Genomic DNA, 22,909 nt, shown 5'->3' with positions numbered 1-22,909 from the left:
GATGGTTCAAAACTAGGAATGCAGATCGGTCAAAAACATGACCGAGGTCACTTGGAAAACTTACTTATTCCATCATTTTCGATACGGCAGTACGGCAGATCGAGATAACGTTATTGTGTTCAGAACTGGTATTCGGATATTCAATGATCACGCCACGGACCACAAGCCAAACTCCAATGCATGCCAGGGCACATGGGATGAGGCGCCGCATACGAGTTCGCAACGCGGGGGTGACAAGGGTTCGAAAAGAACCGATGAGCATCATCATAGGGATTGTGCCTATGCCAAATAGAAACATATATCCGGCCGATCCGGTGATGGTTCCCGTAGCCATAGAGCTGATAAGTGCGAGATATACCATGCCGCAAGGCAATAATCCATTCAGCATTCCCAACGAAAGCCAACCGAGGTAGTTATTGCTTTTCAATAGTCTGGCCATACTTTTTTTGAGCTTGTCAATAGCTCGCTTCCAAATTCCAGGTGCGTTAAGATGACGCTCTATTTGGGTTGAAAAGAACACATATGCAAGAATTGAAGCACCAGCTCCGATGGAAAGAAAACGAAGATATCCGACCCAGGCGATGGAAGAACCCAATGTTCCAACAAGCACTCCCATCGATGCATACGTAGCCGCCCGCCCGATATTATAGGTCAAAAGACCAGCGTTTTGTTGCCATCTGGATCCCTTATAAACAGGCAAAGCCAACGCAATCGGCCCACACATGGCAACGCAATGAAAGCTGCTGATCAGCCCCATTGAAATTGCCAGATATGGTAAGAGGGTATGCATTTGCCTTGGGATTAATCACATAACAATAACGCCTTCACTCCAATATTTTTTTTGTAGATGCTCCCAGTCGATTTGCAGCGAATATCTACCGGATGGTATCGATTTGACAGGGATAAACATTTCGGTTCCCGATATATTAATTTCAAACTCCCGGTCTTTCCCGTTGTCAGCCGGACAGTATAATTTAACTATTCCCGAAAATTTTCCGGTGGATAAGTCCCGTGGGAATCTGATTTGAATTCCATCTTTTTCGACTAGCCAGGTTACGGGCTGGGCAAGTGCTTTTGCATTGTTTATCTTATCAATTTTGTCCTGAAAAACAAGCTCTTCGGCATAGTAGGAATCCGTAGCCAGATCCACTTTTTGCCTCATACTCATCACCACCAGCGCCAATATCATCACGACAAAGCCGATGTAAAAAGCAATTATTCCGGTACCCCAGTTGAATCTTTTCATTTTAGCTGTTAGCTTTTTAGTTGTTAGCTTTTAGTGATTAGTTGTTAGTTTTAGTTAGTTGATTATGAATGCATTGGTTCGAAATATTTTACGCAGAGAAAAAGAGAATTGGCTAAGGCCGCCCAACCGTCACCATCACAACCGTAGTTTTCAAATGATGTTATTCACTTCGCACAACAGCAATCAGAGCAAACGTACCAACCCCTAATCTCTAAAAGCTAACACCTACGAGCTACTCCGGCGCCATAAACGACGTCTCAAATTCTTCCAATTTTTGCGATCCCTGATATACTGCCAGCTTTATCTGGGTTTTCCTTTTGGTTAATTCTTTTTTTGGAATGATAATAAAAACGGTTCCTTCTGAAAAACCTGCTGCTTCCATTTTGAGGTTTGGTGTTCCTGCAAAAAGAAGTTTTCCTTTCGGGTTTTCCAATCTTATTTGCGGACTAATGGGCCTGTTCGTTTTATTGAAAATCTTGAAAGTATATAGATTACTAATCGTGCCGTCGACATTTTCGATGTACTGGGAACCAGGTGCGCGTAATAGGGTGGTTTGCGTATCAGTCCTCGTCGCAACGGTATATCCCAGCACGCTCCATAAGGCGAGCAGCACGAAAACATATGCGGCCACACGTTTGGTAAAAAGCTTATTATTGCCGCTGGTAATCGCATTTTCGGAAGTGTATCTAATCAATCCCTCGTCAAATCCAATCTTGTCCATGATATGGTCACAGGCGTCGATGCAGGCGGTGCAATTTATGCACTCCATTTGTGTGCCGTTTCTAATATCAATACCAGTCGGGCATACGTTTACGCATTGAAAACAGTTGATGCAATCGCCTGCTGAACGTTCCTGTCCCTTATGAAGTTTCTCCCGAGGCTCTCCGCGTTTATGATCGTAGGCAACCATCACCGAATTTCTGTCCAGCAATACACTCTGAAGACGGCCATATGGACAAACTACCGTACAAGCCTGATCTCGCAACCAGGCAAAATTGAAATAGAAAATGGCAGTGAAGGCAACGATTCCAGCGAACAAACTCACATGATCTTCAATCGGTTCGGTGATGATGACCGACAATTCTTTTACACCAATAATATATGACAAAAGCAGATTGGCAATGAGAAATGAAATGGTTAGAAAAAGTGCGTATTTAATCCCTTTTTTAACGATTTTTTCAGTATTCCACGGAGCCTTGTTCAGCAGCTTTTGTTTGCCTGCATCACCTTCAATAGCGTATTCTATTTTTCGGAAAACCATTTCCATAAATACGGTCTGCGGACAAGCCCAGCCACACCATAATCGCCCGAAAATAGTTGTAAAAAGCACAATGAAAACCGCCATCGAAAGCATTGTAAGTCCGAAAAGCCAATAATCCTGCGGGCCGATGAATACTCCGAAAATGATGAATTTTCTTTCAAGTACGTTGAACAATAGCAGGGGCTGGTCATTGATATAGATGAAGGGCGAAACAAAAAGCAGGCTCAATATCACAACCGTAAACCAAGCCCTCCGCGTATGCCACTTTCCCGCAGGTTTTTGTGGATAAAACCAGTTACGTTTTCCATCTTCACTCACTGCGTTGAAATGGTCGCGAAAGCTTTCCGGATTTTCTGTGATCAATGGTGTTTTCATCCCCTCTCTCTAAATTTATTAAGGCTTTTTTCCTTTATCTTACTGCAACGGTACTGTCTTTGGAAGCGGTGGCTCCTTCTTCAAATAACTCACCCTGAGGTTCTTTGGGGTTCGCAGGTTTGGATCCTTTTTTAGAAATTATAAAACTTGCCAGTTTCTGAATGTCTGTCGGCGAAAGCTGTTTTTCCCATGATATCATACCTTTTTCAGGGACACCGTATTTTATCACTTTGAATATGCTGTTGATGCTGCCCCCGTGCAGCCAGTATTTATCCGTCAGATTAGGCCCTACACCACCACCGGCTTCGGGTCCATGGCAGGCAACACATTTTTCTGTGAAGATGGTTTGGCCTTTGCTTATATCGTTAGGATCCTTCAGGAGGGTTACTGTATTTTCGTCCATACTGGCACCTACTTTTTCCATATACGCTTTTTTTGCAGCATCGGCCATTGCGACTTCCTTGTCAAGCTCGGCGATTTGCATATCGCCAAACCCACCGAAATAATATATACCATATGCAAAGCCAATCACGACAGTACCGATAAAAAGCGACTGGAGCCACGGCGGCATACTATTATCCAGTTCCTGAATGCCGTCGTAGTCGTGGCCCTTGATCAATATTTTATCTTCTTCGGTCAACGCAATTCCAATTCCACGAAAATTTCTCCACCAGTTTTTGCTGAAGACCAATTTTGATTCTTGCTCCGGAGCACCGTTTAATTTCATGGTTCTTAAAACTGAAATCGCTCGAAACAAAACGATGAGGATCATTACCAGAAGGAATACCAGCGCGGCCAGCGTCGCATACAGGATAAAGTCCGTGCCGGTAAAAATTCTTTTGGTTTCCTCGGTTTGTTGTGCGAATGAGGGTGTATCGATGAAAAGAAACAGTAAGAATGAAAGCACGATTTTAGACGTGTTTCCGTCGTCCAGCGGAATGTTCTTCATGGAGTTCAGTGTCTTTTTGTCGATTCGAAAAACATGAATCAGCAGTACCACAAAAAACACAAAGAATATGAGAAGTGAGATCAGAGGGAATATTCCAACGCCTGCAATGGTCTCAAGGTAATTTCGAAATTTCATAGTTTCAGATATCTATGGGTAACAATGACTTAAAAACAATCAGAATCCGGACTTTTGTGTTTTATTTTCACCTTTTATATCCGTCCCCAATCTTTGCAGATAGGCGATTAAAGCAATGATCTCTTTGTTTTCGCTTGTTTTGATTCCACTTTGTTTCAGTCTTTCCTGAATCTCCTTCGACTGCCTATGCAGATCCAGATTCGCGATTTTTTCATAACCTTTTTCATATGGCACACCCAGAGTTTGCATGGCCTTTATTTTGGCAATAGTTGTCGTCGTATCCAGATCATCTTCCAGCAACCAGCCGTATTTTGGCATAATGGAGCCCGGCGACATGCTGGTCGGATCTTCCATATGGTTGTAATGCCATGAGTCAGGATATTTGCCGCCTAACCGATGGAGATCCGGGCCGGTTCTTTTCGACCCCCATTGATGTGGATGGTCGTAAACAAACTCACCCGATTTGGAGTACTCACCATATCTTTCAATTTCTGAGCGGAATGGGCGAATCATCTGAGTATGACATACATAGCACCCTTCACGTACATATATATCCCTCCCCTGCAATTCGAGCGGGGTATATGGTTTCACGCTCGCAATCGTCGGGATATTGGACTTAACCATAAATGTCGGTATCATTTCGATCATACCCCCGATCGCCACCGCGACAAGCGATATGACGGTCAGCGTTACAGGTTTGCGTTCGAATATTTTACGATGCCAGTGCTCGTTTTCAGAAGTATGCCAAATTGCTTTCAACGGCAGTGCCCTTGCGGTTTCATATGGCACTAGTTTTCCACTCAAGGCTGTCATCCACAAGTTGTAAATCATGACCGCAAATCCGATCAGATATAGCGTTCCACCTATGCTCCGCATCAGGTATAATGGAGCCAGTTGTGTTACGGTTTCAAGGAAATTGGGATATTTTAAAAGCCCTTCCTGTGTAAATTCTTTCCACATCGAGCTCTGCACCCAACCTGCCCAATACATTGGGATGGTATAGAAAAGTATACCCAAAGTGCCAATCCAGAAGTGAAAATTTGCCGCTTTAGGAGAATATAACGGTCGGCTGTACAGGCGCGGAAACAGCCAGTAAAGGATACCAAAAGTCAGGAAACCATTCCAGCCCAACGCCCCCACGTGAACGTGCGCAACGATCCAGTCGGTATAGTGGGCGATGGCGTTTACATTTTTGAAAGACAGCATCGGACCTTCGAAAGTAGCCATACCATATGCGGTAATCGCTACGACCATGAATTTCAAAACCACATCTTCCCGCACTTTATCCCATGCCCCGCGCAGCGTCATCAATCCATTCATCATACCTCCCCATGAAGGTGCGATCAGCATAACTGAGAATATGGTACCCAAAGTCTGAGCCCATTCAGGAAGGGCGGTATACAGCAGGTGGTGCGGCCCGGCCCAGATGTAAAGGAATATTAAAGCCCAAAAATGGACGATGGAGAGTCGGTAAGAATAAATAGGACGGTTGGCTGCTTTTGGTAAAAAGTAATACATTAAACCGAGGTAGGGCGTGGTCAGGAAAAATGCCACCGCATTGTGTCCATACCACCACTGTACAAGCGCATCCTGAACCCCGGCATATACCGGATAACTCTTTAAAAACGAAACTGGAATCTCAACGCTGTTAACCACATGCAGCATCGCCACAGTGACGAAAGACGCGATATAGAACCAAACGGCAGCGTATATATGTTCGACCCGGCGGTTGATAGTCGTCATGACAATATTCACCAGCGCCGATACCCAAACTACGGCGATAGCTATATCAAATGGCCATTCCAGTTCTGCATATTCTTTGGAGGTCGTGAATCCCATCGGAAGGGAAATGGCTGCTCCAATAATGATCGCCTGCCATCCCCAAAAATGGAACCGGCTTAATGCCGGGCTCCAGATGGGTGTGCGCAGCACGCGCGGAACGGAGTAGTAAAGACCAGTGAAAAAGCCGTTGCCGACAAATGCGAAAATGACCGCGTTGGTATGCAGCGGCCGAATCCGGCTAAAAGTGGTAAATGGTAAATTGAAATTTAAATCGGGGAAGACCAGCTGAAAGGCAGCCAGCAGACCAACGAGCATCCCGATAAGTCCGAACAGGATACAGGCGATCGCAAAATCCCTGACTATCTTATTGTCGTACTGAAATTCTTCCAGTTCAACCACCGGATTAAGTGGGTTGGGAATGTTTGACATAACAGAATTAATACAAGTGGTAAATAAGTAATATGTTTTTAATCAGTTTGTTATATCCGGGTTCGGTCACTGATTAGGTTATAAGAAATGTGATTTCATTTTTCGTCGTCGAGCAGTATCCTGACCGATGGGGTATAGTCGTCGTCGTAGTGTCCCTTCTTCACTGACCAGATAAATGCGGCCAGGAATCCCAGGGCGACAACTAAACTTGCGATTATTAAAATGTACAGGGCTGTCATGTATTCGACTATTTAGGTGCTCAATAACAAGTCAAAACTACTGCTGCATTCAGACACCAAGCATGATGGCTGATGTCTGTTTTTATGACAATAATCAGTTAGCGAATAATTGCCTTGCCGCCATATTGGTGGCCACTGTGGTAAACAAAACAATACTGATTGAACTGATAGGCATTAATATCGCTGCAACCACAGGTGTAAGCTCACCGGCGACTGCAAATGAGAGTCCGACGAGGTTATAAAGGAGTGAGATGGAAAAACTGATCTTGATGATCTGCTGACCTTTTTTAGCCAGTTTGATATACTCCGGTAATTTGGCGAGTTGAGATGACTGGACAATCGCATCACAGGAAGGCGAGAAATTGTTGATATCGTCAGAGACCGCCAGCCCTACATTACTTTGTCGTAATGCCCCGGCATCATTGAGTCCATCGCCGACCATCAGTACATTTGAATTTTGCTTCTGCAGATTTCTGACGAAATTCAGTTTGCCTTCGGGAGTCTGGTTGAAAAAGAGATTTGACTTTCCTTTGAAGATTGCTCCCAGATAACTTTCATCTGTGAGTTTATCCCCTGATAGTAAATAAGTTGCATATCCGGAATCGGCGAGTTTTTCAATGGTTTCAGGAAGTTCGGATCGGTATTTATTGTTGAAAATAAAATATCCGATAGTGGCTCCGTCGATGGATAAGAAAACAGTCGAATGCTTTTTCGAGTCGTCCGTTGCGTCGGCAGCAGTCCATTTTGCTGAACCCAATTTTACGTTTTTATTACCCCACATACACTGTATACCCGCTCCCGGAATTTCCTTAAAGTCAATCAATGAGCGCTTGCTGATGGAAGTATTAAGTTTTTCGGCCAACATACGGCTGAGGGGATGGGCGGATTGATGTGCGATGGTTTTCACCATTATTTCTTCATCTGCGGTCAAACATCTTCCCACAAATTTGAGCTGGCCTTCGTTAGCGACCGTTATCGTGCCTGTTTTGTCGAAAACAATAGTGTCAATTGCCGCTAGCATTTCCAGCGCGTGGGCGTTTTTAGGGTAAAATTTATGTCTTCCGAAAAGGCTCAATAAATTCCCGTTGGTGAAAGTCGATGATAAAAGAAGTGCACAAGGGCAGGCCACAAGCAGTATGGTTGTGAATGCATTAAAGGCAATAGCGTGCTCATTTTTGGCAAAAAACCAAAAAAGGAATGTCAGAAATGCAATGGTCAAAACGACCGCCGAAAAGTACTTATTGATCCTCGTTGCGAGCGTATGTTGTTGGTTTTCTTTTTGTTGCGTGAAAATGTCATTATTCCAAAGCTGCGTCAGGTAGGCCTGGGATACAGGGCGTAATACTTCCAGATTAATGGCCGCACCTTTTTGTTTTCCACCTGCGTATATGGTTTCTCCTTTCTTTCTTAAAACAGGGTCTGCTTCTCCGGAGACGAAACTGTAATCAATCAGGGCGGTTGGACTGATGAGAACGGAGTCTGCAGGAATCATCTCTTCATTTCTGACAAACATATGGTCTCCTTTTTCCAGATTCACAATCGGTCTGCGAGCCTCCTTTTGACCTCTGACAACGGTTACCGCTACTGGAAAATAGGATTTGTAATCGCGTTCGAAAGAAATACCCTGATAGGTTTTATCCTGAAAGTAGCGCCCTAAAAGCATGAAGAATACAGCCCCCGTCAGAGAATCGAAATATCCCGGTCCTGTTCCGGTACTGATTTGATAAAGACTAGTCAGAAAAACGCAGATCAATGCCAGCGCGATCGGCGCGTCGATGTTCAGATATCCAGCCTTTAATGCAGTCCAGGCAGATCTGAAAAAATCAGAGGCACAAAAAAACAAAACGGGTATGCTCAGGACGATATTCAATATACTGAACATACGACTTAGTCCTGCATCGTTTCCGGTATTCTGGATATGAAAATATTCAGGGAAACTCATCATCATGATATTCCCGAAAGCAAAGCCGGCGATTCCGATTTTGTAAAGGCGCAAACGGTTGATATTGCCTTTTTTCTTTCCGTCGATATCATTCAAACTCAGGTAGGGTTCGTATCCGATCCTGGTAATTAATCCCGCCAGTTCGCTTAGCTTAATATCCTTTGAGCGAAAAGTAATCGTCACCTGTTTTTCAGGAAAATTGACAAGCGAAGTAACAATTGCCGGGTTAAGTCGGTGGAGTTGTTCCAGCAGCCATATGCAGGAGCTGCAGTGGATTTTCGGTATGTGCCAGTTGACTCTGGAATATCGTCCGTCGGTAAAATCGATGAGTTTACTTTCAACTTCGGGCAGATCGAGGTGATCGAACTTGCCTTTGAAAAAATTGTCCGATGGAGAATTGCCCTGAGCTCCTTCTATATTGTAATAACTACAAAGCTCGTTTTCCTTGAGTATATCATAAACTGCAGAACAACCCTGGCAGCAGAATTGCAGTTCGTCGAGAATGACCTCTTGGTCCTGAATTTTCTCACCGCAGTGATAACAGGTTTTGCTTTCCAGAATTTCTTGTTGAGTATTATATAATGCTGATTCCATAAATTGAGCATCGGTAAGATGTGTAATTTACTTTCTAACAGCAGGTTATATATTTCTGCTAAGGTAGTAAACCGAATACAAAATTGTAGCTGCGAGACTGCATAAATGACGACTAATGTGCGGTTTAAATTATGACATTTGTCATGAAACGCAGGTGCGGACCTCGCTAAGCTTTCCCAATACAGACGAATAGTCTTTCGATTAATGGTATCTTTGCAAAAAACATCCGCTCAGTATTCCAGATTATTATGTCTTTTCAATCGCTCGGCCTATCCGAATCTCTTTTAAAATCCATCGCTGATCAAAGCTATGAACAGCCATATCCGATTCAGAAAGAGGCTATTCCGGCGATTTTAAATGGAAAAGATATATTAGGAATTGCCAAAACGGGCTCCGGTAAAACAGCCGGATTTGTTCTGCCCATACTGGAATGGTTTCAAACAAAAGGCGCTCCCCAGAATCGTTCGATACGGGTACTGGTTTTGGTTCCGACTCGGGAACTTGCTGTTCAGATCGCCGTCGTTTTTCAAACATTCGGAGAAAAATTACCTCGCAAAGTGAAGACTTTGGCGGTATATGGCGGGGTTTCTATTAATCCACAAATGATTGGTTTACAGAATGTTGAGATTTTGGTGGCTACTCCCGGACGGCTAATCGATTTATTGAGGCACAAGGCACTGACGATTTCTAATACCGAAATACTGGTTTTGGACGAAGCCGATAAAATGCTCAATATGGGCTTTGCCGACGAGATGAAGGATATCTTTTTCCTTTTGCCGAAGCAGCGCCAGAGCATTCTTTTTTCCGCCACTTTGGGAGATGAAGTGGACGCCATTCACAAAAGCATTTTACGGAATCCGGTTAAAATTGAGATCATTGAAGAAGAGCAAAACATAGATCAGATCAAGCAAATCGGCTATTTTGTTGATCCTGACAGAAAAGGGCCTTTGCTTCGGTATCTGATCAAAACGGAAGAAATGAAGCAAGTGCTTGTGTTCGTTTCCGCGACGAGAACTGCAGACAATCTGGTTGAAAAACTGACTAAAAACGGTATCCAGGCGGCGGCGATGCATAGTAAAAAAAGTCAGGGAGCAAGAACGGAAGCGTTGAATAAGTTCAAATCCGGAAAGTTGACCGTTCTGGTGGCTACCGACCTCGTTTCAAGAGGTATTGATATTCAGTTTCTGCCTTATGTGATCAACTTTGAATTGCCAAGATCACCAAAAGATTACGTTCACCGCATCGGCCGGACGGGTAGGGCAGAAGCGTCGGGTGAAGCTATATCACTGATCGTTCCCGAAGATGTCCACCATTTTAAAATCATCCAGAAAAAGATGGGCAAGAAGGTTGAAATGCGTGAAAGTTATGATCTGGAATTGATGGGATATTAATCCCCGTTCACTCGCAAGTTATTGATACTGATATTCGTACACAACCCCATTGGTCTCTAGGCATTCAATTGGCAACCCCGCCGAATTGTAAGTAAACTTCCTTTCCCAAAGCTGTTTGCCGTCTTTGTCGAATGCCTTGATCACGTTGTTTGGCCCGTTGTATGGAGAGGCATATAGGTTGTCAAACCTGGTCATATAGTGATATGGGTTGGTTTGATTGTCGTACTCATATCTTATTGGATCTCCGTTGATATTGGCGGCTCCGCTGATTTCCGCCAAATTTCCGTTGCGATCATATTTTAAAAATGTCTTTTTGCTGGTTGTACCAAAATGTTGTGTGATCGTCACCACCTGATTTTGCCCATTTCGTTCATACAAGAAGTATGTGTTGGGGCCTTCTCTTCTGACCAATCGTTTGTCTCCATCATATTTCAGAGTCTCTTCCCGGTCGTCAAATTTGCTGTTGGGATTGCAGAGTTCGGTGCTGGAAGACGAATACATTCCCCTCGACTGAGTCTTTAATAGGCTCAGCAGATCACCGTCATACACATAGTTGAATATCATCCTCGGTGTATCGCAATTGAAATATGAACTTTCCTTTACCAACCTACCATCCTTATATTCATACAGTTCAGATACTTTTCCATTCACAATTATTTTCGTCAAAGCCTGCTCAGGTGGATTTATATCGGCCTCGACATTATCCTTTTTGCATGAAAAAAGTAGTGCAATAAAGAGCAGAAAATAAATAGATTTCATATCCGTGATTTTGAGGTCGCTCATAAAAATGATGACAAAAATTATTTAAAGCATCATATTCCATGGCACATCTCAGAACGAAATGGTTGGAATCGCTATAAGATGAATTTGATTTCTTTTGATATGAAACGTGAGCATCAATTCAAAGCATATCCATCGGGCTCAAAATTTTGTGCTTATCGGCCTTGGCGACCATCTGATACATCTTCGTAGTTTTTACGGAACGGTGGCCGAGGAAGGATTGGATGATGTAGATATCTGTGCCGCTTTCCAGCAAATGCGTCGCAAAACTGTGGCGCAATGTATGTACACTTACCTTTTTATCAATTCCGGATTTAGTCAATGCATTTGAGAATATCTGCTGAACGCTCCTGTTGGAATATTGGCGTGTCGGTCCATTCCCCTCAAAAAGCCATACCTTCGGCATATACATACGCATATACCGGATGAGCAAATCCTTAAAAATAGTAGAGAGCATCACCTCGCGACCGTTCCCGCCATCTTCTCCTTTCACCTGAATAATCATTCTTTTAAAATCAATATCAGCGATTTTCAACCTGGTTATCTCGCTTAGTCTCAGGCCGCCACTATATAGGCCGGTCAGAATTGCTCTGTGTTTAATATTCTCTGTCGCTTCTAGAAGTCTGCCTATTTCAGCTTTCGACAGCGTTTCCGGAACGCGATATTCCCGCGGAACGCTGACGGGATGCACTACCTCCAGTTTTTGCTGAAAGGCATCCTGAAAAAACAACTTAAGCGCGCTGACGATCTGTCTTCGGAAACAGGCAGAGATATTCTCCGATTGCTTTTCCTCCAGATAGGCCGCCACATCCCGCTCGTCGATGGACGCCGGAGATGATGCTCCGGTAGAAATAAAGAAGGAATACAAGGCTTTTTTGTATGCCTTGATCGTGCTGTAACTATATCTGTTCTTTTCCAAAAAACTGACAAACTGCAGCAGTCCTCCTGAAAACGGTTCTAAGTTTTTGGTGTTCATAATGTTATCTATTATCGGCATGTTACACGCAACAAATGTAATCGATGTTGGTGCGGGTGGTATTTTCGTCTTATTAAGCGGTCGTTTTCAGAGGCTTATCTTTTTTAACGGTAACCGCAGGTCATCCTGTCTGACCTTTGAGTGGCAGGCGTGTAAATTTTCCGGCGAAACTGGGAATCGCTCACCTATATTTTTAACAAAATGAATTTTAAACTGCTTGAAAGAACTTCACCATTTGCCGAAAAAGCGGCAAATCTCGCGCTCAATGTAAGCGGATCCGAGGATAGATATGGTGCTCACAGTATTCAGATATTCCCTTCGATGGGTGCGGCTGGAAACCTTCATGCTACTCACGCGGATGCTCAGGGTTTCATGGAGTGGTATGGAACATGGAATTCCGGAAACTTTTGGTTCCGCGACGACGGCGTGAAAGTGTGGGCTTACGAAGAAACTTACGACAATTGGCAGGATTCGTATGGAATGGACTCCGTCGTGGCTTTCTATCACTCTGGTCACGGTGGTATGGATGGTAATGGGCTCTTTTTTGCACCCATGGGAGGCTCGTGGGATGGTAGAATCGATGCCTTTTCTTCTAATATGGTCATTGGAAATGAACAGCTGAGGTATTTGTTCTGGTCTACCTGTCAGTCATTGAAAGTGCCTGAAATATTGGATGTTAACCCTAATCGGATCACGCCTATGAAAACCTGGGACGCTGCCAACCGTGGCTTACGGATGATCTTTGGATACCAGTCAAACAGTGTTGACAATCCGAATTATGGAAAGAACTTTGGCAATAACTGGAACGCGGGACAAAAATTCAGCGAAGCATGGATTAACTCAAGTTGGGCAATATCTCATAACCAAATTCCAACGGTTTGTGCAATGGGTGCGAATGTTCAGGAATCTCAAAACCGGCTATTTAATGAGCGGAGTTTTGAGTGGGGGGCCGTTGCGAAGAACTGGTATAGCTGGAGATGGGGAGGTTTTGAAAGACCCGTATTTCAGGCAGCCGACCGGCAGGAGTTACCCAAAAAGCCGGAAGTGCTACTTTTTGGAAAACCGGTTTTTGATGAAAAAAGGTTGGCGGCTTTGGGTAAAGAACTTGGCTTTACAAAAAACGACCTGGAAACTTTCGGATTCGAACGGAACGGAACAATTGTTGCCAGCGGAGAAGAAAGGAAACTGACAGTGGACGCAGAAGGACGATTGCTGGCAGTATTGGGTGATGCGAACTATGAAAACACAAAAACGCTACAACCTGATAAGGCGATCAAGTCTGCTGAAAAATCACTGAAAGATCTTCGTTTTGAACAGGACGGCATTGAGCTGGTATTTGACTCGCTGAGAGTTGACCGGGCTCAAAGCGGTACATTGGAAGGAAGTGGAAAGATTGAGGATGCGTTTGTAACGGATACCACGGTGATATTCAGACAGGCTCACAAGGGCGTGAAAAGTATCAATAACAACCACGGTTTGGTGATGATGACTTATGATAACGACGGTAAACTGACCCGTATTCATAATTCTACCAAACAGGTTCTTGGGGTAACTAATAAACCAAAAAGAGTTGTGCCGGATCCGGTGAAAGGTTCAAAAGCGTTAAAATTTGAGTTGCAGGAAGGAATTTCACTCAACAACGCTGTCCGTTCAGAGCTGGGCCGCGTTACGGGAATTGAATTTGCGAGCAGCCGCAACGGTAGTCCGCTCAAAAGTGAGATTATCGAAGCATTGGACGGATATGATTTCTCTGGTCAAACTGGAGAACTGACCGCCCAAAGGGAATATTCAGTTGATCACGGAGAAGCCAATGGCGAATCGATTCAGAAAGCTCACATTGTGAGGGTGCCGCTGTTTTCATAAAATGAATATAAGATCCGGAAAGATGAAATAATTTTCGGATCTTATATGATATCAATAATTGAATGGCAAATGGATGCTTGCAAAGTGCTAATATATAAATGGTTATGTATTTTCCCGATGCTTATATCCAATGAGCTGTCAGCACAGACAAACCTCAAATCACCCATGATTGTAGCCCTAATTACGCTGAAATCGGCTTCAGGCTCCTCGCTTCTGGACAAAGATGCTTTGGTGACAAGCGAGACAGTTAGCAAATATCAGCCCGCGGCTGCCACGGTTCGCAAGGCTAAAAAGCTTTTGAAATCGGACGGTTTTGACGTGACTGAGAGTGGTATCGGATTGTCGGCGTCGACTTCTGTTGAAAATTTTGAAAAGGTTTTGGGTGTCAAAGTTTTGGAAACCAAAGTCAAGCGATTTACGGTATATAAAACCCAGAAAAAGATTCCCGTCCCGAACCACTGGAAAAATGTAGTCGAATCGGTAGATCTACCCGAACCCGTTGAATATCATTAGTTCACTAAAAAATTTATTGATATGGCCAAGCCACTTCCTCCAAAGATATATGCTCAGGCTTCTGTTGAATCACTGGGCGGGACCTCATTATTTAATGTGGATGCTAAATCCATTAACCATAATAACGCAAAGGATTTTACTTCCAGCAAACAAAAAACTGCCGCAGCAGTCAGGAAATTAAAAGCAGAGGGGTTTGAGGTACTGCTTGTGAGCGAAGCCTCGATTTCCATTGCTGGGTCGCCGGAGCTATATGAGCGAGTTTTCAAAACCAGTGTATTTAGTCAGGATAAGGAGGTGTTAAGCTCATTGAATGAAACGGTTACACGCAGTTTTATAGATTCCAATAACAGTCAGATGCAAGGTCTGATTGCTACTGACCAAAGTTCACTTTCCAATTTGCTGGAAGGCGTGGCAATCGTTGAACCGGTCGAATATTTTGAAAATGCTTTCGCGCCCACTAAGGCTTACTGGCATCTGAAAGTACCTGGTGACGTGTCGCTAGGGCTTAATGCTGACAAAGCGCACCGGAAAGGATATACCGGTAAAAAGATCAAAGTAGTGATGGTGGATACTGGCTGGTATAAACATCCCTATTTCGTGCAACGGGGATATAATGTAAATCCGGTTGTTTTGGCGCCCGGCGCGACCAATCCTGATGACGACGAAGTGGGACACGGCACCGCCGAATCAGCGAATATTTTCGCCGTGGCTCCAGATGTAATATTCACCATGGTCAAATCCGGTATTGATTCTGTTGCTGCATTTAATACGGCTGTCGCACTGAAACCGCATATCATCAGTTGCAGCTGGGGATGGAGCGTTCAAAATGGACCGCTTTCGGCTGGGCAGAATACTCTGGCAGCAGCGATTGCGCTGGCAGTAAGCAAGGGTATTACGGTCGTGTTTTCGGCTGGAAATGGTCACTGGGGATTCCCTGGTCAGCATCCGGATGTGATATCTGCCGGTGGGGTCTTTATGAAAATCGATGGTTCGATGCAGGCAAGCGATTATGCGAGTGGATTTGCCAGCAATATATATCCCGGAAGAAAAGTGCCGGATGTAAGCGGATTGGTGGGTATGCTTCCGCGAGCTGCCTATATCATGCTTCCTGTCCAACCCAATGACGATATTGACAAAGATTTAGCCAACGGTTCCACTCACCCGAATGGAGATGAAACGACCAAAAAAGATGGTTGGGCGGCGATCAGTGGTACGTCGGCGGCTGCGCCTCAGATAGCCGGAGCCTGTGCGTTGCTTAAACAAAGGAAATCGACCCTGAAACCAGCCGAGATCAAAAAGATACTGATGAACACCGCCCGGGATGTGAAAGCCGGAAACGCCAGTGCAAGTACTGGCGGAAATGCTGCAACAGTTGGCCCCGATCTGGCAACTGGTCACGGACTGACAGATGCTTTCGCAGCCGTTGATTCGGTATAGCAGCGTGAAAAGTTAATATAAAGAAAGAGCGGGATTGCGTGTGATGTGCGATCCCGCTCTTTTTAATGTCAGACAATGATTATTGCTTCGAAACTTGATTATCTGTTTGTTGAATATGCTCGCAATTCGTCAACTTCAAATAATCATCCACTGGTAAAATTGTTTTCGCTCTGATAGTATTCCCTTTGAAAAGAATGCCGGATGTGCTTTTTGCACTCAACAAAGCCATATTCTTCAATTGAAAAGAGTTGTCAATGATTCGGATATTATTGTGAACCGCCGCGCTGTGAACCTTATTTTCAGGGTGAATATTGATGACGGGTTCTCCACATAATTCAAATCTATTCTTACGAATTGTCAGGTCCTGCACCATTCCGGATTCATACCAGCTTTCGGCATCATCGGCAACCAGTATACCGCTCATATACACATTCTGAAATATACAATTTTCGATGATTGCCTTCCGTCGGGTGGTTATCAACATCCCGCGGGTGGGTATGGTGGAGATGATGTTATTATTAATCAGGACTGTGGGTGTCCATGAAGTATTTTCTATCACATAATCAGATATCTTGTCAGGAATAGGTTTTTGCAATGTTAGAATGATTTCCCTTTCGTTCAGTTTTTCGACTTTGCTGACCACATTATCCCCGGTCGCAAGCAGATTCGAAGCATGGATATAACTGATACTGTCGCCCACTGTAAATGCGTCAAATCCGTAAGTCTGATTGTGCATAAACCGAACCTTTATCTGTTTCGGGCTCACTCTGTCAGTAACTTTCAAATGCGTTCCATGAATATTGATCGCGTCATCGTTGGCTGCGGAAAGGAATGAGTTTTCAATTTTTATCAAGCCTCTACAACCCGAGAAATGTAAAATGTCAGCCCATGCGGCACAGGTTCTTCCCGATTTTTCATCTGGCTTTACAACAAGCGAATCTATGCTGATGTTGGTACAAAACTGACTTACAACCCCCATTCCATGCATGAAATTGATATGCATTTTTTTGATAGAGATATTGCTGCTTCTCTCCATGAATATACCGGCACAATCTCTCGTGACATCGCGGTTCTGATACGTGGAATTTGCCTGAAACCCGGGGTTTTTAGGAAAGGTAGCTCTCACAAAATTGCCATTTTCTGAGAATTTTACATTTTTTAAATTGATGCTCTGTCGGGCCAGATCGCCTGTCCCGGGGTTCAAAACCTGCCAGTACCAATCCGCCTGATGTCGCCAGCCTTCTCCTTCCCATGTCAATATGCTGTCTTTGATACTATATTTTGAGTCGGGGTGAATTTTCAAATCGGCGAAATTATTTCCGGTACTGGCAACGGTTAATTCGGATACAGTAGGACGCTGATAGTCAAACGAAATGCCATCGAAGCTAATATCGTCCGTTTTGTGGACGCACATTTCAATCATTTTGCCCCTCAATACGATTTTAGCTCCGATGCCTTCAACCTGTATATACTTCGAATTTAAAAAATAAAGAGCGACTGCTTTCAAAGAATCCGGCGTGTCGTTGGTGTTTGAAATATTAAACGTCGCTTTGAAAGAGTTGGTTGGGAAAATATCATATCTGCCCGGCGCAAAACTGACGGTAACAGGTGCTGTTTTACTTCCGTTGGCCATCAAAACCAGCGATTGATCGAAACTGCCCGGAGCGGTAATACGCAGCTCGTCTCCGGCTGAAAATACAAACTGATTTGCCGGTCCAAATGTCTTCCAGGCTTGTTTGGCGCCCGTACCCTTATTATGATCGTTTCCGTTTTTGGGGTCGATATAGTAGATAGTTTTTCCCGGCGATTGCTTGCGGTTTTTATAAGCAGGATATAGGCTAGAGCTTTTGTTCAGAACACGGTCCACTTTTAAGTTTAAGGACGATTTTTGCCCAAAAAGTGACAACTGAATAAAGAAAAATGAGGCGATAATTAGAGATTTAATCCTATACCTTTTCATCAATTTGGCTGATTTGACAATTTTTTTAACCGCGATAGTCGCAATAGATTTCGCAAGGGTCGCAATGAAAGACAGCCTTTGCGCCCATCTCGTAATCCATGGCGCCTATTGCGGCTAACCCTTTTAAAGAAAAATGGACGCCTATTCTCCCCACACCGTTATCACCAAACTACGTCTTCCTCCAGCATTACGATGCTCACAAAGGTATATGCCTTGCCAAATACCCAGCGCGAATGCTCCGTTGGTGACAGGTATAGTTACTGAAGATCCAAGAATTGCGGCCTTGAGATGGGCTGGCATGTCGTCGGAACCTTCGTAATCATGTTCATAGTCCGGGTCGTTTTCTTTGACTGTTTTATTGAAAAACATTTCAAAATCCACTCTGACAGTCGGATCTGCATTTTCGTTGATGGTGAGCGAAGCTGAAGTATGCTGGATGAAAACCTGGCATATTCCTTTGGAAATTTCACGCAACTCCGGCAGTGCCTGAAGTACTTCACCCGTGATTAGATGAAACCCACGCCTGCGTTCCTTCAGGACGATATGTTTTTGGTATATTTTCATTTGTTGTGCTTAAACGCAGCGTAAAGGGAGTTGAAACCCAGAGTTCCGCTGAGTTTATTTTCCGCGTAACTCTGCGTTCTAACTCCCCTAACTCTGCGTTTAAAAAGTCAGTATTTCATTACTTTTCCCTCTTTCTGGCTGGCAAAAGCGAGGTCGATTACCCGGGCTGTTCTTAATATTTCTTCCGGTTTTACGGCAAGCTCTGCTCCGTCAACAATCGCTTCATATACATTATCATAGAACGGCATGTAATTGCCCGTTTCACTTTTAACAACGCCCGAGAAACCTTCCGTATATACTTTTCCCCAACGCTCTTCCGGTTCCACACCCAGATTTTCGTCGGTTGGCATATGGTCTTTTCTTAGTCTTTCTTCCTGTGGATCAAGCCCTCCTTTTTTGAACGAACCCTTTGTGCCGTGGATATTATACCGGTTGGATGACTCAAAAACCATCAGGCTCGACTTCAGGATAATCACTTTGTCGTCATATATCATGCGTACATCAAAATAGTCGTCGATTTCACTATTGGGCCTGGCTGAACGAATGTCTGCGGAAACAGCTTTTGGAGCACCAAAAAGAACGAGTGCCTGGTCGATCAAGTGTGGGCCAAGGTTGTATAGGTTGCCGCCAACAGGTACCGCTTTTTCCTTCCACGACTCGGTAGGAACGACCGGGCGGAACCGGTCATAACGCGACTCATATTCAACTACGTCACCAATCTGGCCACTTTCGATTATCTTTTTGATAGTCAAAAAATCAGAGTCCCAACGACGGTTTTGATATGCTGTCAACACCAATCCTTTTTCTTTTGCTACCGCAACCAGCTGTTTAGCTTCATCTTCCGTCGCTGCAAATGGCTTCTCAATCACCACATGTTTGCCGTTTTGCAAGGCATCCATGGCGTATGGAAAATGTGATTCATTGGGAGTACATATGAAAACCAGATCAATCGATTCGTCGCTTAATAGCTCGTCTACCGAACGGGCGTTTTCTATGGTAGGATCAAAGTCCTGCGCCTCGTTTTTACTTCTTTCTACAACTTTTTTTAGTTTAAATCGTGGATTGACTGACAAAAACGGAGAATGAAAATACCGCCCCGACAGTCCGAAGCCTATTAAACCAACATTGACAATTCTTGAAGACATAATTTTTGAATATTTGAAAACTGGTCAAGGGTATTAGATTTACAAAGGTAACCGATAAGCCCAGAGCCGCAACAGCGAATAATTGACGTGGAAAAGAGCTTTTAGCCCTTAGCTGTTAGCAATTAGCGCGAGCGTCACCAAGTAAGGCCGTTAGCCCATTTACCTTTTGACCATTCCTCCCTTCCGTCCCGCGATCACTTCCTTCCTTTCGTCCCCTTCCTCCATCCTCCCGAAAAAACTCATTCCAACCCAAACGCCACAAATCGATCCCCCGATTTAGTATTCAGTTTCCCTCCTCCACAAGCGATTACTATATATTGTTTTCCATTCACCATATATGTGCTGGGCGAGGCGTATCCGGCGACTGGTAATTTAGTTTCCCACAATATCTTTCCCGTCTTTTTGTCAATTGCTCTGAACATTTCGTCGCGGGTTGCGGCTATAAAAATGATACCGCTTGCCGTTACCAATGGCCCGCCGTAATTGTCTGTTCCTGTGGCCGGGATGCCTTTTTTTGTTAACTCCGGATAATGTCCCAACGGAATTTGCCAGCGATGTTGACCTGTATTCAAATCGACAGCCGTCAATGTCCCCCAAGGTGGCTTGCTGATCGGATATCCCTCGCTGTCATACCATCGGTTATAGCCGGTGTGTTGATAAGGTACTTCGCTAATGGTAGTAACTTTCACATTTTGACCGGATTGCTTGTTGGAAATGAAATCGATAATTGTTTTACGTTCGCCCTCGGATATATGTGCAAAGGAAGGCATCATTCCGCGGCCTTTCGCAAGAATTTGTTCAATCTGACCCGAAGTCAATCGCTTCTCTATCGTCAGCAAGGAAGGGTAAGATCCGTCGTGATTTCCGGCGCGGTCTGCACCGTGGCAGGCGGAACAATAATTTTGATATAAATGACTTCCATTTAATGCTTTACCAGTTGGTGTTTCTTTTTTTATAAGAGAAGTATATACCGGAATTTCTTTGGCAGGAATATATAAAATCCCGTCTTCGTCAGCCGCTGCGCCTCCCCATTGCGCTCCTCCGTCCGTTCCCGGATAGAATATAGTACGCTGAATGCCTATCGGTAAGTAAGGCGAGCCGGTCGTTGATTTTCGGATAATGGAGATCAGTGAATCCCTATCGGCGACGAACGGATTCAGATCTTTTTCTGTAAAACCTTGTCTTGTAAATGGAACAGGAAGGGTTGGTATCGGTTGCGTTTTCGCAGGAACTTCACCCGGTACTGCCGACACATTCGAAAACGTTTTTTCAACAATTGGAAATATGGGTTTTCCTGTCACTCGGTCAAAAACGAATATCTGACCCTGCTTTGTGATCAGGGAAACCGCATCTGTTCTTTTTCCTTTATGCGTTACCGATATCAAATTCGGTGGTGCGGGCGGGTCACGATCCCATATGTCATGATGGACCAACTGATAATGCCATTTTCTTTTACCGGTTGCCGCATCCAGGGCCAGCAAACAGTTGGCATATAAGTTATTGCCGGGGCGATTTCCTCCATAAAAATCATATGCAGCTGAACCCGTTGGAATATACACAATACCTCTTTCACGGTCGATGGCCATTCCAGTCCACGCGTTGGCGCCGCCGATATGTTGTCTTGGATTTCCTTTCAACCAGGTTTCGTAGCCATATTCTCCCTTTTCCGGGATGGTATGAAAAGTCCATATCTTCTTTCCGGTTCGGGTATCGAACGCGCGGATATCGCCCAGAAGCGCTGTTTCATTTTCATTGACACGCGTCCCGACTATGATCAGGTTTTTGTAAATGGTATTGGGTGTATTCGACAAAACGTATTCGTCCGCGTTGGGGCGTTGAATATCCTCCATTAGATCGATTCTGCCTTGTTGTCCAAAGGTTGTAATTGGCACTCCTGATTTGGCATCCAGCGCATATAGCCATTTACCTGCACCAAAAAATATCCGTTCATCTTTTCCATCTGACCAATACGCAACACCCCGGCTCGTAGTACCGCCATTGTCTTTGACGTCGGTTTTCCATAGTTCGTTCCCCGTTCCTGCGTCGATGGCAAATGCCTGAGTGCCTGCTGAAACACCATATAGTATACCTTTGATAATGATCGGGTTACACTGAATCTGGCTTCTGTTATTGACATTGTCCGCACCGCCAGAGGAGTAGCTCCAGACAACTTTCAATCGCTCCAGATTACTAGTATTAATCTGCGTAAGTGGCGAATAGTGGTTTCGAGTGCCATCGCCGTTATATTCAGGCCAATCGGTTTGTTCATTTTCCGGAAAGAAAAACGCCATCGCAATGACAGAGGCTAATAAAAGAACCAGAATTTTCCGCGACATATCGTTCAGTTATGCTTCTACCCAAAGTTCTTTTAATCTCTTCAGATCCCTTTTCATGGCATCAAAGACCACTTTGGGCTCGACTGAAATTTTATCCATTCCCTGATCCGCACCGCCCAGAGGATACTCGAAATGGAGACAAAGTGGTACGTCGGGGCCAGTTGTCTTTAATAATTTGAAGTAAGTTTTGAAGTCTACCATCCCTTCGCCTAAAGGAACATTTTTGGGTCCCCATTTTCCATTGGTTTTTTCCCATATGAAATCCTTGACAACAATGGTTTTGATGTTGGGTTGAATCAACTCAAAGCCGGTTTGCCAGGAAAGTCCACCTTCCAGCGTAGCATGTCGAATATCATATTGTGCTCCCAAAGCCGACTGATCAGCTTTTTGCAACATTTCCCAAATTTCCCATAAAGACGCGCCTACCATACGGCCCGCATGATTCTGGTAGCATCCTATCAGTCCCAGCTTTTTATTGAGATGGCTCAAGCCCGTAATTTTTTCCCGGTACTCACGGATATATTCCGGTATTGTTTTATCCTTTCCGTAACGATACCAGTTCATTCTATAATACTTAAATCCCTGAGCAGCAGCAGTTTCAAGTAGCTTTTTGTCAACGGGATTTTTGGCATCTTCGACAGCAGAGCAAAACATATTAGGCGAAAAACCAACCTTTTTCATCGCTTCCACTGCGCGAGGCAAATCCATTTCAACATTTTCCGGAAGGACATGTCCTTTTGGCCGGATCGTCAGGTCAATTCCGTCAAAACCAATTTCTTTTGCGGCTTCCGTCATATCCTGATAATTGAGGAATTGAAGGTGTTTTGAAAATACATTAACCTTAGGGACTTCGCTGCTCATTTGAGCTGTTTGACCAATTGACTTTGCTTGAATTAATGGCGTGATAGTGCCTGCAATGGCCGCGCTCGCCAGAAATTTTCTTCTTGAAATGTTTACCTGCATATCTTATTGCTTCAAATACTTTGAGTGTG

18 protein-coding genes are annotated in these 22,909 nt (G+C 44.2%); 4 read left to right on the top strand and 14 right to left on the bottom strand.

Annotated features, from left to right (window positions below; genetic code table 11):
• Positions 1–64: 64 nt before the first annotated feature.
• The 7 genes from AC1XUD_RS22010 to AC1XUD_RS21980 form a co-directional block, all read right to left on the bottom strand.
• Positions 65–790, bottom strand: coding sequence for a sulfite exporter TauE/SafE family protein (locus AC1XUD_RS22010; protein ID WP_483363183.1), 726 nt, complete (start codon positions 788–790; stop codon positions 65–67).
• A gap of 15 nt (positions 791–805) precedes the next feature.
• Entirely contained in the window at positions 806–1,246 is a 441-nt protein-coding gene (locus tag AC1XUD_RS22005) for a FixH family protein (RefSeq protein ID WP_483363182.1), read from the bottom strand.
• A gap of 232 nt (positions 1,247–1,478) precedes the next feature.
• Positions 1,479–2,882, bottom strand: coding sequence for a cytochrome c oxidase accessory protein CcoG (gene ccoG / locus AC1XUD_RS22000; RefSeq protein ID WP_483363181.1), 1,404 nt, complete (start codon positions 2,880–2,882; stop codon positions 1,479–1,481).
• A 34-nt stretch (positions 2,883–2,916) separates the two neighbouring features.
• Positions 2,917–3,966: a c-type cytochrome gene (locus tag AC1XUD_RS21995; protein WP_483363180.1), complete on the bottom strand. Its 1,050-nt coding sequence runs from the start codon at positions 3,964–3,966 to the stop codon at positions 2,917–2,919.
• 39 nt (positions 3,967–4,005) lie between these two features.
• Positions 4,006–6,177, bottom strand: a complete 2,172-nt coding sequence (gene ccoN / locus AC1XUD_RS21990; RefSeq protein ID WP_483363179.1) for a cytochrome-c oxidase, cbb3-type subunit I — start codon at positions 6,175–6,177, stop codon at positions 4,006–4,008.
• A gap of 95 nt (positions 6,178–6,272) precedes the next feature.
• Complete coding sequence (ccoS, locus tag AC1XUD_RS21985) at positions 6,273–6,416, bottom strand: cbb3-type cytochrome oxidase assembly protein CcoS (protein ID WP_483363178.1); 144 nt, start codon at positions 6,414–6,416, stop codon at positions 6,273–6,275.
• A gap of 94 nt (positions 6,417–6,510) precedes the next feature.
• The gene (locus AC1XUD_RS21980; protein ID WP_483363177.1) at positions 6,511–8,952 is read right to left on the bottom strand and encodes a heavy metal translocating P-type ATPase; all 2,442 of its coding nucleotides are present in this window, start codon (positions 8,950–8,952) and stop codon (positions 6,511–6,513) included.
• 248 nt (positions 8,953–9,200) lie between these two features.
• Between AC1XUD_RS21980 and AC1XUD_RS21975 the strand changes: the two genes are divergently transcribed.
• A complete protein-coding gene (locus AC1XUD_RS21975; protein WP_483363176.1) occupies positions 9,201–10,343 on the top strand; it encodes a DEAD/DEAH box helicase in 1,143 nt (380 codons plus the stop codon).
• Between the two features lie 18 nt (positions 10,344–10,361).
• Here AC1XUD_RS21975 and AC1XUD_RS21970 read toward each other — a convergent pair whose 3' ends face one another.
• Together AC1XUD_RS21970 and AC1XUD_RS21965 are read right to left on the bottom strand one after the other, a co-directional pair.
• Positions 10,362–11,102 carry a hypothetical protein gene (locus AC1XUD_RS21970; RefSeq protein ID WP_483363175.1) on the bottom strand — a complete coding sequence of 247 codons (741 nt, stop codon included), beginning with the start codon at positions 11,100–11,102 and terminating at the stop codon, positions 10,362–10,364.
• A gap of 142 nt (positions 11,103–11,244) precedes the next feature.
• Positions 11,245–12,099 carry a tyrosine-type recombinase/integrase gene (locus tag AC1XUD_RS21965; protein ID WP_483363174.1) on the bottom strand — a complete coding sequence of 285 codons (855 nt, stop codon included), beginning with the start codon at positions 12,097–12,099 and terminating at the stop codon, positions 11,245–11,247.
• A gap of 201 nt (positions 12,100–12,300) precedes the next feature.
• Here AC1XUD_RS21965 and AC1XUD_RS21960 point away from each other — a divergent pair, with 201 nt between their 5' ends.
• From AC1XUD_RS21960 to AC1XUD_RS21950, 3 genes are read left to right on the top strand one after another with little or no spacing between them, the layout of a single operon-like run.
• On the top strand, positions 12,301–13,962 hold the full coding sequence (locus AC1XUD_RS21960; protein WP_483363173.1) for a DUF6345 domain-containing protein: 1,662 nt from the start codon (positions 12,301–12,303) through the stop codon (positions 13,960–13,962).
• A gap of 45 nt (positions 13,963–14,007) precedes the next feature.
• On the top strand, positions 14,008–14,475 hold the full coding sequence (locus AC1XUD_RS21955; protein WP_483363172.1) for a protease pro-enzyme activation domain-containing protein: 468 nt from the start codon (positions 14,008–14,010) through the stop codon (positions 14,473–14,475).
• Between the two features lie 21 nt (positions 14,476–14,496).
• Positions 14,497–15,912 (top strand): S8 family serine peptidase, encoded by a 1,416-nt coding sequence (locus tag AC1XUD_RS21950; RefSeq protein ID WP_483363171.1) that lies wholly within the window; start codon positions 14,497–14,499, stop codon positions 15,910–15,912.
• Positions 15,913–15,991: 79 nt separating this feature from the next.
• Here AC1XUD_RS21950 and AC1XUD_RS21945 read toward each other — a convergent pair whose 3' ends face one another.
• The 5 genes from AC1XUD_RS21945 to AC1XUD_RS21925 all read right to left on the bottom strand — a co-directional run bounded on the left by AC1XUD_RS21945 (position 15,992) and on the right by AC1XUD_RS21925 (position 22,880).
• Complete coding sequence (locus AC1XUD_RS21945; protein WP_483363170.1) at positions 15,992–17,872, bottom strand: right-handed parallel beta-helix repeat-containing protein; 1,881 nt, start codon at positions 17,870–17,872, stop codon at positions 15,992–15,994.
• Between the two features lie 141 nt (positions 17,873–18,013).
• Positions 18,014–18,436, bottom strand: coding sequence for a secondary thiamine-phosphate synthase enzyme YjbQ (locus AC1XUD_RS21940; RefSeq protein ID WP_483363169.1), 423 nt, complete (start codon positions 18,434–18,436; stop codon positions 18,014–18,016).
• A gap of 107 nt (positions 18,437–18,543) precedes the next feature.
• Positions 18,544–19,581 carry a Gfo/Idh/MocA family oxidoreductase gene (locus AC1XUD_RS21935; protein ID WP_483363168.1) on the bottom strand — a complete coding sequence of 346 codons (1,038 nt, stop codon included), beginning with the start codon at positions 19,579–19,581 and terminating at the stop codon, positions 18,544–18,546.
• Between the two features lie 239 nt (positions 19,582–19,820).
• Positions 19,821–21,917 carry an outer membrane protein assembly factor BamB family protein gene (locus AC1XUD_RS21930; protein ID WP_483363167.1) on the bottom strand — a complete coding sequence of 699 codons (2,097 nt, stop codon included), beginning with the start codon at positions 21,915–21,917 and terminating at the stop codon, positions 19,821–19,823.
• 9 nt (positions 21,918–21,926) lie between these two features.
• Positions 21,927–22,880, bottom strand: a complete 954-nt coding sequence (locus AC1XUD_RS21925; RefSeq protein WP_483363166.1) for a sugar phosphate isomerase/epimerase family protein — start codon at positions 22,878–22,880, stop codon at positions 21,927–21,929.
• Positions 22,881–22,909: the final 29 nt, after the last annotated feature.

Source organism: Dyadobacter sp. HNCC25DJ184, from assembly GCF_056895215.1.
The sequence above is the reverse complement of the archived record's forward strand: the minus strand, read 5'-3'. Positions and strand labels throughout refer to the sequence as shown.